The organism is Glutamicibacter sp. NPDC055354, from assembly GCF_053644955.1.
The window spans coordinates 1,807,944-1,823,184 of the sequence record NZ_JBSHMB010000001.1 but is presented as its reverse complement, the minus strand read 5'-3'; the positions used below and the strand labels follow the sequence as shown (position 1 = coordinate 1,823,184).

10 protein-coding genes are annotated in these 15,241 nt (G+C 57.6%); 2 read left to right on the top strand and 8 right to left on the bottom strand.

Annotation, left to right across the window (positions count from 1 at the left end; all coding sequences use genetic code 11):
- Positions 1 to 3 precede the first annotated feature (3 nt).
- From ACWICV_RS08465 to ACWICV_RS08455, 3 genes are read right to left on the bottom strand one after another with little or no spacing between them, the layout of a single operon-like run.
- The gene (locus tag ACWICV_RS08465; protein ID WP_454090455.1) at positions 4 to 636 is read right to left on the bottom strand and encodes a LutC/YkgG family protein; all 633 of its coding nucleotides are present in this window, start codon (positions 634 to 636) and stop codon (positions 4 to 6) included.
- Positions 633 to 2,084, bottom strand: a complete 1,452-nt coding sequence (locus ACWICV_RS08460; protein WP_105662149.1) for a LutB/LldF family L-lactate oxidation iron-sulfur protein — start codon at positions 2,082 to 2,084, stop codon at positions 633 to 635. Before ACWICV_RS08460 ends, ACWICV_RS08465 begins: the two co-directional genes overlap by 4 nt.
- Before the next feature lie 17 nt (positions 2,085 to 2,101).
- Positions 2,102 to 2,866, bottom strand: a complete 765-nt coding sequence (locus ACWICV_RS08455; protein ID WP_105656268.1) for a (Fe-S)-binding protein — start codon at positions 2,864 to 2,866, stop codon at positions 2,102 to 2,104.
- 146 nt (positions 2,867 to 3,012) lie between these two features.
- Here ACWICV_RS08455 and ACWICV_RS08450 point away from each other — a divergent pair, with 146 nt between their 5' ends.
- A complete protein-coding gene (locus tag ACWICV_RS08450) occupies positions 3,013 to 4,689 on the top strand; it encodes an L-lactate permease (protein WP_365943363.1) in 1,677 nt (558 codons plus the stop codon).
- 24 nt (positions 4,690 to 4,713) lie between these two features.
- Positions 4,714 to 5,421 (top strand): FadR/GntR family transcriptional regulator, encoded by a 708-nt coding sequence (locus tag ACWICV_RS08445; protein WP_105656270.1) that lies wholly within the window; start codon positions 4,714 to 4,716, stop codon positions 5,419 to 5,421.
- Positions 5,422 to 6,063: 642 nt separating this feature from the next.
- On the opposite strand, the gene ACWICV_RS08440 is transcribed toward ACWICV_RS08445, so the two are convergent.
- The 5 genes from ACWICV_RS08440 to ACWICV_RS08420 form a co-directional block, all read right to left on the bottom strand.
- Entirely contained in the window at positions 6,064 to 8,052 is a 1,989-nt protein-coding gene (locus ACWICV_RS08440) for a GNAT family N-acetyltransferase (RefSeq protein WP_454090456.1), read from the bottom strand.
- Positions 8,049 to 11,258, bottom strand: coding sequence for a type I restriction endonuclease subunit R (locus ACWICV_RS08435; RefSeq protein ID WP_454090457.1), 3,210 nt, complete (start codon positions 11,256 to 11,258; stop codon positions 8,049 to 8,051). Before ACWICV_RS08435 ends, ACWICV_RS08440 begins: the two co-directional genes overlap by 4 nt.
- Positions 11,259 to 11,314: 56 nt before the next feature.
- Positions 11,315 to 12,424, bottom strand: coding sequence for a PDDEXK nuclease domain-containing protein (locus tag ACWICV_RS08430; protein WP_454090458.1), 1,110 nt, complete (start codon positions 12,422 to 12,424; stop codon positions 11,315 to 11,317).
- Positions 12,425 to 12,497: 73 nt separating this feature from the next.
- On the bottom strand, positions 12,498 to 13,664 hold the full coding sequence (locus ACWICV_RS08425; protein ID WP_454090459.1) for a restriction endonuclease subunit S: 1,167 nt from the start codon (positions 13,662 to 13,664) through the stop codon (positions 12,498 to 12,500).
- Positions 13,661 to 15,232: a class I SAM-dependent DNA methyltransferase gene (locus ACWICV_RS08420; protein WP_454090961.1), complete on the bottom strand. Its 1,572-nt coding sequence runs from the start codon at positions 15,230 to 15,232 to the stop codon at positions 13,661 to 13,663. The genes ACWICV_RS08425 and ACWICV_RS08420 overlap by 4 nt, the downstream gene beginning before the upstream one ends.
- Positions 15,233 to 15,241: the final 9 nt, after the last annotated feature.

Here is a 15,241-nt window from a genome sequence, read left to right as displayed (position 1 = left end):
GCCTTACAGACCGCGAACCATCAGGACGTCCAAGGTACGCGGGCCGTGCACGCCTTCAACGCGCTCCAGCTCGATATCACTGGTGGCCGATGGACCGGAGATCCAGGTCTGCGGGCGGGTGATGGCCAGTCGCGGCATGGCTTCTGGCAGCAGGCGCACGATCGAGGAGATCGGCACGATGCACACATGGTGGTCGGGTACCAGCGAAATCGCGCGGCGGCCCTGGTTTGGCTCGCCATCGAGGATGATGGTGCCGGACTCGGCGACCGAAACGGCCGACGAGGTGACCACGGCGCTGGTTTCATCCAGTTCGGCGATGCTCAGCCGTGCGCCCGGGGCATCGATGCGCTGCTCGACCTTCTCGCCCAGCCCTGAGAGCCAGCCGGTGTCCAATCCATGCGGGTAGACAACGCTGGAGGCTCCCGCCAGCTTGGCCGCTACGTATTCCGGGATCTGCGCGGCGTCAATGACGTCCACCCCGGCCTTGTAATCCACCAAGCGGTCCACCAGCAGGTCGATGAGCTCAGCTTCACCCATATCCGAGGTCTTGCGGTATTCGCGGGGTACCTCTTGGGCGACGGTAGCATCGGCTAGTGCCGAGCGGATCCGTCCCAGGATTTCGTCTTTTGCGCTCACTTGGACTCCTTCTCGTCGCTCCACCAGTCGCGGAAGGACTTGTTTGGCGGGGCGGGAATGTCACGGCTGGCGGTCCACCCTGCGGCGATGCCCGGAAGCTTCTTGATCTTCTTTTCCTTGCCGGACATCAGCCGGCCCAGCGGCAAGGCCTTTTCGAGCAGGCCGAGGTTCTTGCCCTTGCCCAACGCCCAGGAACCGCCCTTCATCAGCAGATCCATCTGGGTCGGGAGCTTGTGCTTGTCGCGGTTGGCATCCACGTCCTCGCCGCGCAGGTGCACGAGGATTTCCGGGATGTTGATCTTCACCGGGCAAGCGTCGTAGCAGGCGCCGCACAGCGAGGAAGCATATGGCAGGGAACCGTTTTCCTCGACCTCGATGCCGGTCAGCAGCGGGGAGAGGATTGCGCCGATCGGGCCTGGGTAGGTCGAACCGTAGGCGTGGCCGCCGGTGCGCTCGTACACTGGGCACACGTTCATGCAGGCCGAGCAGCGGATGCAGTTCAGCGCGGTGCGGCCGAAGCGGTCGGCCAGGGCGCGGGTGCGGCCGTTATCCAGCAGCACGATGTGCACGTTCTGCGGGCCATCGTCTTCGCTCACGCCGGTCCACAGCGAGGTGTAGGGATTCATGCGCTCGCCGGTGGAAGACCGCGGCAGCAGCTGCATGAAGACCTCGATGTCCTCCCAGTGGGGGAGAACCTTCTCGATGCCCATGACGGTGATCAGGGTTTCTGGCAGGGTCAGGCACATGCGGCCGTTGCCCTCGGATTCCACTACGCCCAGGGTGCCGGTATCGGCCAGCGCGAAGTTCGCGCCGGAGATGGCGACCTTGGCGGAAAGGAACTTCTTGCGCAGGTGCTTGCGGGCAGCTTCGGCCAGCTTGGCTGGCTCATCGGTCAGGTTCGGATCCACTACCGGCATTTCCTTGAGGAAGATGTCGCGCACCTCGGTGCGGTTCTTGTGGATTGCCGGAACCAGGATGTGGCTTGGCTTGTCGTTGCCCAGCTGGACAATCAGCTCGGCGAGGTCGGTCTCGAAGGCTTCGATGCCCTCAGTCTCCAGGTGCTCGTTCAGGCCGATTTCCTGGGTGGCCATGGACTTGACCTTGACGACCTCTTTCGAGCCGGTCGCCTTGACCAGCTCGGTAACGATCTTGTTGGCTTCGTCCGCGTCACGGGCCCAGTGGACAATGCCGCCCCGGGCGGTGAAGTTCTTCTCGAACTCTTCCAAACGCTCTTCGAGGTTGGCCATCGTCAGGTTCTTGATGGCGCTGCCGGCGTCGCGCAGCTCTTCCCAGTCCGGAAGCTCGCCGACAACGTTCAGCCGCTTGTCGCGAATGGTGTGGGTGGCGTGGCGCAGGTTCTTGCGCATCTGGGTGTTGCCCAGTTCGCGGTGCGCGGCCTTGGGGAATGGCTCGGTCTCGAACAGGTTGCCCTGCCCGCCGGCAGGCATGCCGAGGAATACCTGAGTCACAGTGACACCGTCTCTTCCATGGTGCTGGCCAGGATATCTGCCAGGTGCAGGGTCTTTGGCTTGGCTCCGGTGCGCGAAAGTCCGCCGCCGATGTGCATCAGGCAGGAGGCGTCGCCGCCCGCGCAGGCCGAGGCGCCGGTGGAGCAGATGTTCTTCATCTTGTCTTCGAGCATTGCCGTGGAGACATCGGAGTTCTTGATCGAGAAGGTACCGCCGAAGCCGCAGCACTGGTCAGCTTCCGGAAGTTCGTTGACGGTGATGCCGCCGACGGTCTTGAGCAGATCAAGTTGCCGATCGCCGAGTTTCAGCGAACGCATGCCGTGGCAGGAAGGGTGGTAGGTGATGGTCTGCGGAAAGTAGCTGCCCAGCTGCTCGGCGGCGTTGGTGATCCCCAGGACATCCACCAGCAGCTGGCTCAGTTCATAGGTGCGCTTGCCCACGGCAACTGCGCGTTCCTTGAGCTCCGGCTTGCCCAGGCGCTCTGCCAGGAAAGGGTGCTGGTGCTTGACCGAAGCAACGCAGGAGCCCGAGGGGGCCACCGCGACGTCATAGTCTTCGGTGTCGAAGGCATTGATGTGGTTTTCGACCACGGGCAGGGCTTCAGGCATATAACCGGAATTCATGTGCATTTGCCCACAGCAGGCTTGCGCCTTGGGGAAAATTACTTCATGGCCCAAGCGTTCCAGGATTTTCACTGTCGACTTGGCGGTTTCCGGATACATAGCATCCACAATGCACGTGGCAAAGAGAGCAATTCGCATAATAAATGACTCTTTCAGGGTGTGGTCAGACCATACTATGCCACGTACTTCGTAATAGTCAAGACTTGTTGTGATAGCTCTCACCTTGTACTCTAGGTGGTCGGACCACATATGGTCAGACCATCTCGAGTAAGGACGCCCACACCGTGTTTACACCCTCCACGGATCCGATCGCGGGGAGCATAGCTGTTTCAGCGCTCATCGCACTGATCCCGCTTGTAGCCTTCTTCGTACTTCTGGCGGTAGTCAAGGTCAAGGCCCACTGGGCCGGCCTCGGCTCGCTCGCTGTTGCCATCCTCGTGGCGATCTTCGGCTGGAACATGCCGGTTGGATTGGCATTGAACTCCGGACTGATGGGCATGGTCTTCGGTGCCTTCCCTATCGTCTGGATCGTTGTCATGGCGATCTTCCTCTACCAGGTCACCGTCAAGTCGGGCCGCTTCGAAGACCTGCGCCGCGTCTTCGACGTCATCGGCGGCGGCGATGTGCGCATCCAGGCCGTGCTGATTGCTTTCTGCTTCGGCGGCCTGCTTGAAGCGCTGGCCGGCTTCGGCGCACCGGTGGCGATTACCGCCACCATGCTGCTGGCATTGGGCCTGTCGCCCCTGCGCGCAGCCTGCGCGGTGCTGATTGCCAACACCGCCCCGGTGGCCTTCGGCGCCGTGGCGATCCCGATCACCACCGCCGGTGCCCTGACCGGCATCCCGGCTGCCGACATCGGCGCCATCGTTGGACACCAGTCCCCGCTGCTGGCGCTGTTCGTCCCATCGATCCTGGTGCTGATCCTCGACGGCTGGCGCGGCATGCGCCAAACCCTGCCGGCAACGCTGACCATCGGCATTTCCTTCGGTGTCGCCCAGTGGCTGTGCTCGACCTACTTCTCCTATGAGCTGACCGATATCGTTGCTGCGCTGGTTGGCTTGGCCGCCGCAGTGATCCTGCTGCGCTTCTGGACTCCAAAGGGTGCCGACGAGGCACGCCAGCGCGTGCTGACTGCTGAAGCCGCGGCAATTCCATACGAAGCCAACGCCAAGCTGCACCCGGTCAACACCTGGATGGCCTTGTTCCCGTACCTGCTGGTTATCGTCATCTTCGGCGTGGCCAAGCTGTGGAAGCTGGGCGTGGACATTCCTGCATGGCTGGCAACCACGGACATCAAGTTCGGCTGGCCAGGACTGGACGGCAAGATCCTGAATGCTGATGGCGAAGCGGTATCTTCGACCGTCTACAACTTCCAGTGGCTTTCCTCCCCGGGCACCTTGCTGCTGATCACCGGCCTGATCGTGGCCCTGGTCTACGCGAAGAACGACGGCAACGGCAAGTACAAGATGACCTTCGCCGAGGGTGCTGCCGAAATCGGCAAGACCGTCTACAACATGCGCTACGCCGCGCTGACCATCCTCTCGGTCCTGGGCCTGGCTTACGTGATGAACCTTTCGGGCCAGACCATTACCATTGGCACCTGGCTGGCAGGCACCGGCGCATTCTTCGCCTTCCTGTCGCCAATCCTGGGCTGGATCGGCACCGCGGTGACCGGCTCGGATACCTCGGCCAACGCGCTGTTCGCCAAGCTGCAGCAGACCGCTGGCATCAATGCCGGCATCGATCCGAACCTGCTGGTTGCCGCCAACACCTCCGGCGGCGTGGTCGGCAAGCTGATCTCCCCGCAGAACCTGGCCATCGCCGCTACCTCGGTGAAGATGGAAGGCCAGGAGTCGGTGATCCTCAAGAAGGTTGCCGGTTGGTCCGTAGGCATGCTGCTGGTGCTGTGCTGCTTGGTTTACCTGCAGTCCACCCCGGTTCTGTCCTGGATGCTGCCTTAGCCGTGAACGGCTAAAATAGATCCGATGCCAGTAAACCCAGCTCCGCGTGCGTACCAGATTGTTCTCCAAGCAATTGAAGAGGATCTGCGCAAGGAGAAGCTCTCCGTTGGAGACCAGCTTCCCGGCGAGCGTGCGCTCGCGGAGCAGCATGGGATCTCGCGGGCCTCGGTCCGCGATGCCATCCGCATCCTTGATGTGATGGGCATTATCAAGACTTCAACCGGCTCCGGGCCCAACTCCGGAGCGGTGATCATCTCCAACCCCTCGGCAGGCATTTCGCAGGCATTGCGCCTGCACTTGGCGGCCAAGGGGATCAACGTCCGCGAGATCGTCGAATCTCGCATCCTGCTGGAAACCTGGGCAGCGCAAATGACGCCGCGCGATCCGATCCATGCCCAGCAGGTCATTGACCGCACAGCGGTGCTGATCATGCGCATGGACGACGCGCAGCTCTCGCGCGAGGCCTTCCACCGCATTGATGCCGAGTTCCATGTGCTCCTGGCCTCCATGGCCGGCAACGCGGTAGTGGAATCGATGATGGAATCGCTGCGCAACTCGATCAGCGACTATGTCTCCGAATCGGTGCCCAGCGACGAGGCCTGGCAGCCGGTGGTGCGCGTCCTGCGCCGCCAGCACAAGGCCATCCACCACGCATTCGCGACGAACCAGCGCGAACGGGCGGCCCAGCTACTCGAAGAGCACATCAACTGGTTCTACTCGCAGACCCGCTAGCGGACTGACTGTAAAAATTCTTTGCTGTGAAGATGCGTTTTTGCTAGCCGATAACCTGAAACTCGTTGACCGGGTTTTGCGTTCCGAATCTTGATCAGTTGGTTACCGAGTACTTGGCGCTGAATCTAGACGCCTATATTTGGTAATTGCTTGTACCTCCGGTAGGTTGAAACGTTTCGTCCGTCTACTATTCGGTCTATGCGGAGAACTTGTAATTTGAAATTTGCTGTAGCACCTCTAGCGATAAGTATTGCCAAGATTGAGGGGGCCTTAAGTGCAAATCGGAACGCATCGATGATAGTGGAATCGGAGTCGCGAGCTCCTCAACGTTGCCGAGTTCAAGTCCATGTCCACTGTCGCATCCGTCGAAATATGAATTGAAGTAGGCTCGAGATATGCCGCCAGATGTACTGAACCTAGCCCAGAGAGTTTCCAGATCAGCAGTGAAGATACGGGTGATGGTAGCGATAGCACGGATGCTCTTCTCATCACGTGAAGAGTACAGTGCCGCCTGGAACGGGGCGAACTGCGTGGGGACACGTCTCCGGAACTCGACTTGTTTCGAACCACGCAATATGTTGGAAACATGTTCTGTTCGAATGGAGAGAAGTATCGGCCGTGCATAATAGTGGTCTTGATTGGTCAACTGATTCCGAATCCATGTCGATAGATCTTCGAAAAAAGATCTTCAGATATCACAACTGGTGACAAGAAAGGTGGACAAGGCCGTCCTTCTTGATTGAACCATTCGCGCATAGAATCTAACGATATGGGATTTTCGAAGATTTCGGTATTTCGGAAGACGATCGCAGTGACCGTATCCTTCTTGCAGATGGCCTTGACCTGGTCCAAGGTTAGGGTTCCGAGCTTTCCTAGAGTTGCGTGGATCGAGTCGGGGTCACCTGTCCTCTGCCGGACTATTTGCGAAGTGCCAACTACTTGCATACCAGCTTTCCCCGAGACATACCAAAGAACGCGGGCTCGACCTGCGGCAATGCGGCTGATCTTCTGGCTGCGAAAATAGACTTTTTCTCGGCTCATCGCCAATGCGGGATCAGTGAAAGGCAGGTGAGCATCGTGTCCCAACAACTGACTCGCGAAATTACTCTTGATACTCATGACCAGATTAGTTGTGCCCGAACCTAAATACTTCACAGGCCAGTCCAAATGTTCGTGTATGTGCACGGATCTTTCATCAGTGAACTCATGAGTAGAATTCACCCTTCGAGCAACACTCTTACTCCAGCCTGCTTGATTTTTCTCCCAGCCGTCCTTCCGAAGCCATTGGACCAGATGTGGGCTAGGGCCTAAATGAGGGTCGGTAATTTCTACTGTTGATGCTTTGTAGTCGAGAGCCAACTGTTGCAGGTCATATAGCAATTGTCGCGACAATGGATTTTCCAAGTCTGATGATGCAACACGTAGTAGAGGAACTCTAATTAGGTTAGTGTTCACCCGCTGAACATGTCGTATGGCTATGGAATCTTTGTCTTGCTCAATCGTCTGGAGATCATTGTTGAGCCCATGGGTACTGGATGCAGAATCATGAAAGCGACTCCGCAGGGAAGTTAACCGTTCACCGTTGGGCGTAGACAGAAATCTCCTATGAGGTATTGATTCACCAGGAGCCACCGAACGAATCGAGATGGGGGACATTTGCAGAGAAGAGGGCGAGTATTCGGAACCGTTCAGCTCAGTATCTACGAACAACTTGGCTTGATATGGCAGGAGAATTCGGATGCCCAATGACGTGGCCAGTTCACCAACTTGTTCCTTAAGCTTTTCATCATTGGTGATAAATACTTCGCAGCCTGCCGCACATGCTTCCGATATGAGTCGCACATCTGTTGCAAGAGACTCGTCCTTGATGCGATTTCGTTCGGGAATGTTAGACAGGATTCCGTTCGATATTTCTTCCACTAATGAAATCTCAGGGGTCAGTAGCAACGTGTGATTCACGATATAGTCGAGAGCTAGTCCTCGTTCAATGTCATCTTGAATAGTGCCGTTGAGCTCATTGCTTATGCCCGGCGTCCGGCACCACTGGAATTTTTCACGAACGTCCGGCTCAAGCAATGGAGAAGACCTGGCCGATTGTTCTCTCTGATGAGAGAGATCACGAATAACGTTGTTGTCCAGCACCGCCTGCACTGATAATTCTGAATCAGCGGCCAAAGTTAGCAGATCTGGATTGTTGAAATCCCGCCACCAGACCGTCAGCTCTTCACCACCGTGACCCCGTCCAACTTTTGGTTTCAGCGGTGAAAATTCGAGACGCGGCCACATGCCGTTGCTTGGCCAGTCACGACGGCAACTTAGGATGATGCCACGGCGGGAAGAATTTTGATCTTGCAAGAAATCAACTAGACGTCTCGCGATACCCCTGCCGGCCCATTCTTTCGAGACACAAAGTTGAGTTATGCGAATTTGGTTTCGAGGCAAGGAAAATAACACGTACGCGATGAGCTCGCCGTCGGCAAACGCGCCGTAAACGTGTCCGTCATTTACGTAATTCCGAATTGCATCGCGGGGAAGCAAGCCTAGGGTACGTTTGTGCTTGTCACTCAGTGAAATTACTGAGTCAGCATCTTCGCTACGGCACATACGAATCGCATACTTATCTTCCTTCACTGAGCCATTCCTCCTTGAATACGGGTCGCCATGCTTTCCATTTGTTCGATGACGAGCTTGATGGCTTCGGGCTGCTTGTCTGGCGGATATCCGTTCAAGATCAACAGCCGCTTCACGGATGAACGCAGCTTTGCCCGGACATCCTCGCGGACGGTCCAGTCGGTGCGCACATCCCGGCGCATCACCTGGACTAGCTGACGTGCAATGGTGGCCAACATGTCTTCGCCTTGTTCCATCAGGGCGGATTCATTCATTGCCACCGCATCGTAGAACGCTAGCTCGTCGTTGTCCATGGGCGGTGTGAACTTCTGGCCGCGGTTGGATTCTTCGGCCACTTCCTTGGCCAGTTCCACCAGCTCGGCAATGACTTCTGCAGAGGTCAACTGCTGATTGGTGTATTTGGTCATCAGTTCTGTGATGCGTTCAGAGAACGCACGCTGGCGGATGACGTTATTCCGGGTGGACTTCGCTGATTCTTCGGCTACCAGTTTGCGCAACGCTTCGATGGCCAGCTGCGGATTCCGGGCCTTTTGTGTCTTGGCAACGAATTCCGGTGTCAGGTCGCTGAGCGAAGGTTTCGGCATGCCTGCGGCCTCATAGATATCCAGGACCTTGCCGGTTGCGTCGGTTGCTGTGGCAATGATTTGGGCCAGCTGCCGCTGGATTTCTTCCGGTACGGGAAGGCCTCGCGCTTGTCGGTCCTGGGCGTCGAATTTGCCCATCCACACGCGGATTTCCCCGTAGACCTGGATCTCCGGGCGTAGCTCTTCGAGCTTGCCAGAACCGGTGCACAGGGCCCACGCCCGTGCCAACCGACCAGCGGTGGACCGGTACTGGACGGCCAGAGGCTGCGCGCCTTCGGCAACTCCACTGTTTCCCGGAGTCGCAGGATCACGTAAATAGTTGACCGCGCCGGTGACTGCGTTCAGGAACGACTTCGGCCCGGGCTTGCCGAGCACGGCTTTCCAATCGTGGCCGGAGAGCAGACCACGGATCTGGCTGACCAAGTCGACCGCCAGGGCTATGGCTTCACCAATATTCCTGCCCACGGGTTGGTTCTTGCGGTCATCTGCCGTGTACTCAGCCAACGCGTTGGTGAGGTTTTCGGCCAGCGGGGCGTAGGCGACAAGTAGGCCATCGCTCTTTCCGCGGAAGGTGCGGTTGACGCGGGCGAGGGTCTGCATGAGCAAAGCACCTTTGAGCGGGCGGTCCAGATACAGCGTATGCAGGGGAGGGGCATCAAAGCCGGTGAGCATCATATCCTTGACGATGACCAATTCCAGCTCATCTTCGGGATCTTTGAGACGTTCCTTGATGACGTTATTCGCGGAGTCGCGGCGGACATGCTCGGAGACCGGGGGAACGTCCGACGCGGTGCCGGAGTACACGACTTTGATCTTGCCCTTGTCCAGTTCGTCGGAATGCCAATCGGGACGCAGGGCAGTGATAGCTGAGTAGAGATTTGCGCAGATCTCGCGCGTGCCTCCAACGATCATGGCCTTACCTGACGTCGGCGCGCCAGAAGCGTCAGCGATGAATGGGGCCACGGTATCCCGGCGGTGCTCCCAATGCGAAACCAGATCTCTGGCGAGTTCAGCGAGACGTTCCGGTGCGCCATAGACCGCGTTGACCACGGCCACGGACTGCTCGATGCGCGCCCGCTCGGTGTCATCCAGTCCTAGGGTCACCCTGTCGGCATCCGCATCTAGATCCTCCAAGGTGCGTCCGTCGGCTAGCTGCACCTTGATCAAGCGAGGCTCGAAGTAGACGGGCACGGTGGCCCCATCATCCACCGCACGGGAAAGGTCATAGACGTCAATGTAATCGCCGAAGACATCGCGGGTATTGCGGTCTTCGAAGGAGATCGGGGTTCCAGTGAACGCGATCAGCGTGGCGTTGGGCAGCGCATCGCGCAGATGCCTGGCATAGCCGTCCAAATCATCGTAGTGGCTGCGGTGCGCCTCATCGACAATGACGATGATGTTCTTCCGGTCGGAGAGCAGCGGATGCTCGGTACCCGCTTCCTTCTCGTCCTTGGTGCGCCCGAATTTCTGCAGGGTGGTGAAGTAGATGCCGCCGGTGACCCGCCCGGAGAGTTCCGAGCGCAGCTCGGTGCGGCGGCGGATCTGCTTGGGAGTATCAGGCAGCAGCTGAGAACGGGCAAACCCGGAATAGAGCTGACCGTCGAGTTCATTGCGGTCGGTGATCACCACGACCGTAGGATTCTTCAGCGCAGGGTGGCGCATGACCGAAGCGGTGTAGAGCTCCATTTCCATGGACTTACCCGAGCCCTGGGTATGCCAGACCACGCCGGCCTTGCCATTGGTGCGCACGGCAACAACTGTGGATCCGACGGCTTTGTTAACAGCGAAATACTGGTGCGGTTTGGCAATGCGCTTGAGCAGCCCATCGGCACCGGAATCGAAGGCAGTGAAGGAACGCATCAGCTGAAGGAATCGTGTTGGGTTGTACAACCCGTCAATCGCAGTCTCAATGGGCAGAACCGCATCGCCATCGATAACCAGGTCAGCCGGGACGGGAACGCCGTCATCATCGACATTCCACGGTGAGAAGTGGTTCAGCGGGGTGAACGGGGTGCCGTACTTGGCATCCAAGCCGTCAGAGGCGAAAGTGAAAACGCAGAAACGGAAAGCCAGCGGGAATTCGCGCAAGTAGGTCTGCAGCTGGGCATGCGCCGCGGCAACGTCAGCACTCTTGGCTCCGGCTCGCTTCAGTTCCATGATGCTCACCGGCATGCCGTTGCAGTACAGGACGACATCAAAGCGACGCTTACAGTCGCCTTGCACCAAGGTGACCTGGCTGACAGCAATCCAGTCGTTGTCGGTCTCTTCGGCGCCGATCAGTCGCAAGGTGGGGTTCTGCTCGGTTCCGTCCGGATCCAGATAGCTTATCCGATAGCCGTCCACGAACATCTTATGCATGCGGTAGTTCTCGGTGATCGCGTCCTGGGATGCTGGTGCTGCAATTTCTGCGCAGGCCTGCTGCAGATATTGTTCCGGGACGCCGGGATTCAAACGGCGCAACGCGGCGAGCAGACGCGGACGGATCAGCAGCTCGTCCCAAGACTCGCGCTCGCCGGTGCCGGGGGCGATGTCTTGGCCGTGGGTGGGCCGCCATCCATCGCCGAGCCATTCGAGGACGAGTCCTTCGAGGTCCGCTTCGGAGAAGCCGGTGTGCGTAGTCATTGAGCTAGATCCTTTGCTCGGAGCGAAGATTCATCGGGTTGCATGCCTTGCGGTTTTCATTCGGTTCGATCGTTTTTGGCGATATCGGTGGCGGCGAGTTCCGCTTCCAATTCATCGACACTCGGCAAGCTTCGGGAGACATCATCTGGAAGCGAATCCCTGATCTCGGTAGCCCATTCGGCAACGCCAACAGGCGACTTGAAGCCACGCAACGCATATTCGGCAACCACGGAGTTCTTGGTCTTGCACAGCAAAAGGCCGATGGTAGGTTCATCACCTGGCTGTGCCAGCAGGTCATCTACAGCACTCATGTACATTCCCAACTGGCCGAGGTGGCCGGGCTCGAACTTGCCCACCTTCAGCTCAACCACCACGAATCGGCGAAGGATGAAGTTGTAGAAGACCAGATCCGGGAAGAACTCATCTCCAGCAACATCCAACCGCAATTGCCGTCCGACAAACGCGAATCCCCGTCCAAGTTCCAGCAGGAAACGCTCGACGTGCTGCAACAGTTGGCCTTCAAGCTCTCGTTCATTATGGGATTCTGTCAGCTCCAGGAAATCGAAGACGTAAGGATCCTTCGTGGCTTCCTGGACTACAGATGAAGTCGATGAGGGCAGCACTGTATTGAAGTTGGAAGTTGCCTGCCCACTGCGTTCATGCATGCGTGTCTCGATCTGGCGTACCAGATGGTTGCGTGACCAGCCCTCGGCAAGGGCTGCATGGGCATACCATATGCGCGTGGATTCTTCGTTGAGCTTCTCCAACAGGGCGATGTGGTGATACCAAGGCAATTGTGCAAGCGGCGCTTGCACAATTGCCTCAGCTGTCCAAACACCGGCCAAGGTTCGCATATACTTCAGATTTCTCGGTGAGAAACCCTTGACATCTGGATACCGATCTCGCAGATCGGCAGAGAGCCGGTCAATGACTTTGGTTCCCCAACCCTGCTGCGACTGGCGATCGAGGATGTCGCGACCGATGTGCCAATAGGTATTGATCAATTCCTGGTTGGCGGTCAGGACGGCTTGACGTTGCCCCTGGGAAATGCGGTCACTGATCGAATTAAGTAGCATCGGGTACCACTCGGGAAGGCCAGCGGCAGGCGGCGTACTTGCGAAACGTACAACGTCGTCCGAAGCTGAAGTGTTGTCTTGCGAATTCATACCACTTGCCTTTCCTTCGTGGAACTAAACCAAACTAGAATTTCTCCGGTACGCGAGAAGCATTGACGGCCGGTTACACTGCGGACTCACCGAGTGCTTCGGCCTCCTTGACGCGCAGCTTGCCCGACATTAGCTGGGGGAGCAACGCGTCGCGAGTAGCTGCTAGGGTCTGGTTCTCGGCCATAAGGCCAATGACGTAATCCCGAATGGCTGAGACCCTCGTACTGAAGGATTCTGCGGCTTCGTGACCTGGCCAAGGAACATTAATGCTGGAGAGATCCTTCCAACTTGTGCGGGGCATTCGTGTGCCCTCGCTGGCAGACGTGACAGCCTGTACGACACAATCATGGGCAAGTGATGCCAAAGCAAAGCCCGATAATGCTTCATCCATGGGCGTAAGTACTAGAACATCCGTCGAACAAATCCCTGCATTAGGCGCCGTGACAATCTTGTGGAAGTAAGGTCGGAGTTTTCCGAATAGAATATCTCCTGCCTTGAAATGGCTCTTGTTGCTACTCACTTCATCGGATGAACCGTGTTCCCCGAGCCACATCAATCGTCTTGGAATGTGTTCAAGGCCTACATATGGAACCTTGGCTTCAAGCATTTCGGGGTTCGCAGTGTTTCGGCGATTTATGACTATTTCCGAGAGGGCCCGATGCTCGCTACTTAGGGTCGTTAGCAAGTCGTATTCGCCCCGAATCCATTCATCGGCAATGTTTGCGAGTTTGACGTTGACAGCAATTTTGTCGTCGAGCGCGCCGAGGACTTCGGCGAGGGCTCGTTGCTCGGCGATAGGCGGTACTTGAATCTCTAAGGACCGTACGTCAGAGACATTGAGGTGGGCAACTGTGGATCCTGCGGCCAGGGCTTCAATTTTCTTTTGTTGCATCGGCGAGGACAATAAATAGTACAAGAACCGAGTATTTAGTTGTTTAGGGTCAGGTCGGAGCAGAACGGTGCGCTGCCCAGCCGCGACGTTTTCCTCCCGTGGAATTAGTACAACCGGCCCAACGGGAGCTTCGCGTGCGAAGAGTAAATCACCGAACTTCGGGCGCATCCGACGAGTCCATGCTTTGAAAGTCTCTTCTGAAATACGTCGGGCCTGACTAAAATCGATTACGTTTCCACGCATCGCGGGTGTACCAACGGCGAAGAATCCACCAGATTCATCGATGGGAGAAGTTTTATGCTCGCAATCCACGATGTTCAGACACACCGATTCAAGGGATTGTTTCACGAAAGCCTCCCCAACTGCTCGCGAACAACAGCCGCCAAGCGCTCCGACTCCTCGAACTGCTCAAACAGTTCTTTCTTGAGTCGCGCGATTTTCTCTTCGATCGGCTCGCCATCGTCTTCGACTTCGGCAGCCCCAACGTATCGGCCTGGCGTTAGTGCGTAATCGGCATCCTTGATCTCAGCCAAGGTCGCCGAATAACAGAAGCCAGCCTCGTCTGCGTATTCTTTGCCCTCAGCGGATGAGGTTCCGCGCCATGCGTGGAAGGTATCAGCGATCTTCGCAATGTCCTCGTCGCTCAGTGCACGTTCGGCGCGGTCCACCATGTAGCCCAGGTTACGGGCGTCGATGAAGAGCACTTGACCCGTGCGGTCCACGCTTCCTTGAGTACTTGCGGACTTGTCGTTCGCGAAGAACCACGTGCAGACGGGGATGCCGGTTGAGCGGAAAAGCTGCGTCGGCAACGCGACCATGCAGGAAACGAGATCCGCTTCGACCAGCTGGGCACGGATATCGCCTTCGCCTCCGGAGTTCGAGGACATTGAACCATTGGCCATGACCACACCAGCTGTGCCACCTGGTGCCAGCTTGGAAATGATGTGCTGGATCCACGCGTAGTTGGCGTTGTTCACCGGTGGGACACCATAGCGCCAGCGAGGATCTGACTCATTGCGTGCCCAGTCCTTGATATTGAACGGAGGGTTCGCCATGATGTAGTCGGCTTGCAACTCTGGGTGCATATCGCGGGCAAAGGTGTCCTGCCAGCGCGAGCCGAGATTGGCATTGAGGCCATGGATGGCCAGGTTCATCTTGGCCATGCGCCAAGTGCGTTCGTTCAGTTCCTGTCCATAGACGGAGATCGCTGTGCGATCTTCATTGTGGGCATCAAGGAACTTCTCAGTCTGCACGAACATGCCGCCGGAACCGCAGGCGGGGTCGTAGACGCGTCCCCTTGTGGGTTCCAAAACCTCCACTAAGACGCGGACCACGCCGGCAGGAGTGTAGAACTCTCCGCCGCGCTTGCCTTCGGCACGCGCGAACTTTTCCAGGAAGTATTCGTAAACTTCACCGAGCAAGTCGCGAGCACGTGTCGAACCTTGGCCGGTGAAACGAGTTGTGTTCAGCAGATCAAGCAATTCACCGAGGCGGCGTTGGTCTACCGACTCGCGGTTGAAGACGCGTGGCAGGGTGCCTGTGAGAGGTGGGTTAGATGCCATAATTGCATCCATGGCAGCATCGATCAGCTCGCCGATATTCTTGGGGGCTTCACCGCCGATTGTGTCAAGCCCCTTGGCATTCTGGGTCAGGTATTCCCAGCGTGCATTTGCTGGAACCCAGAACACCCCTTGGCCGATGTACTCATCCACATCGTCAATTAGTTGAGCTACTTGTTCTTCGGTCATGCCGTCTGCGGTAAGCTCGGCTTCCAACTGGTCACGGCGCTCGGTGAAAGCATCGGAAACATACTTGAGGAAGACCAGACCAAGGATGACGTCCTTGTATTGCGAGGCATCCATGGAACCACGAAGCTTATCTGCGGCTTTCCACAGCGTATCCTTGAGTTCCTTCATCGTGCTTGG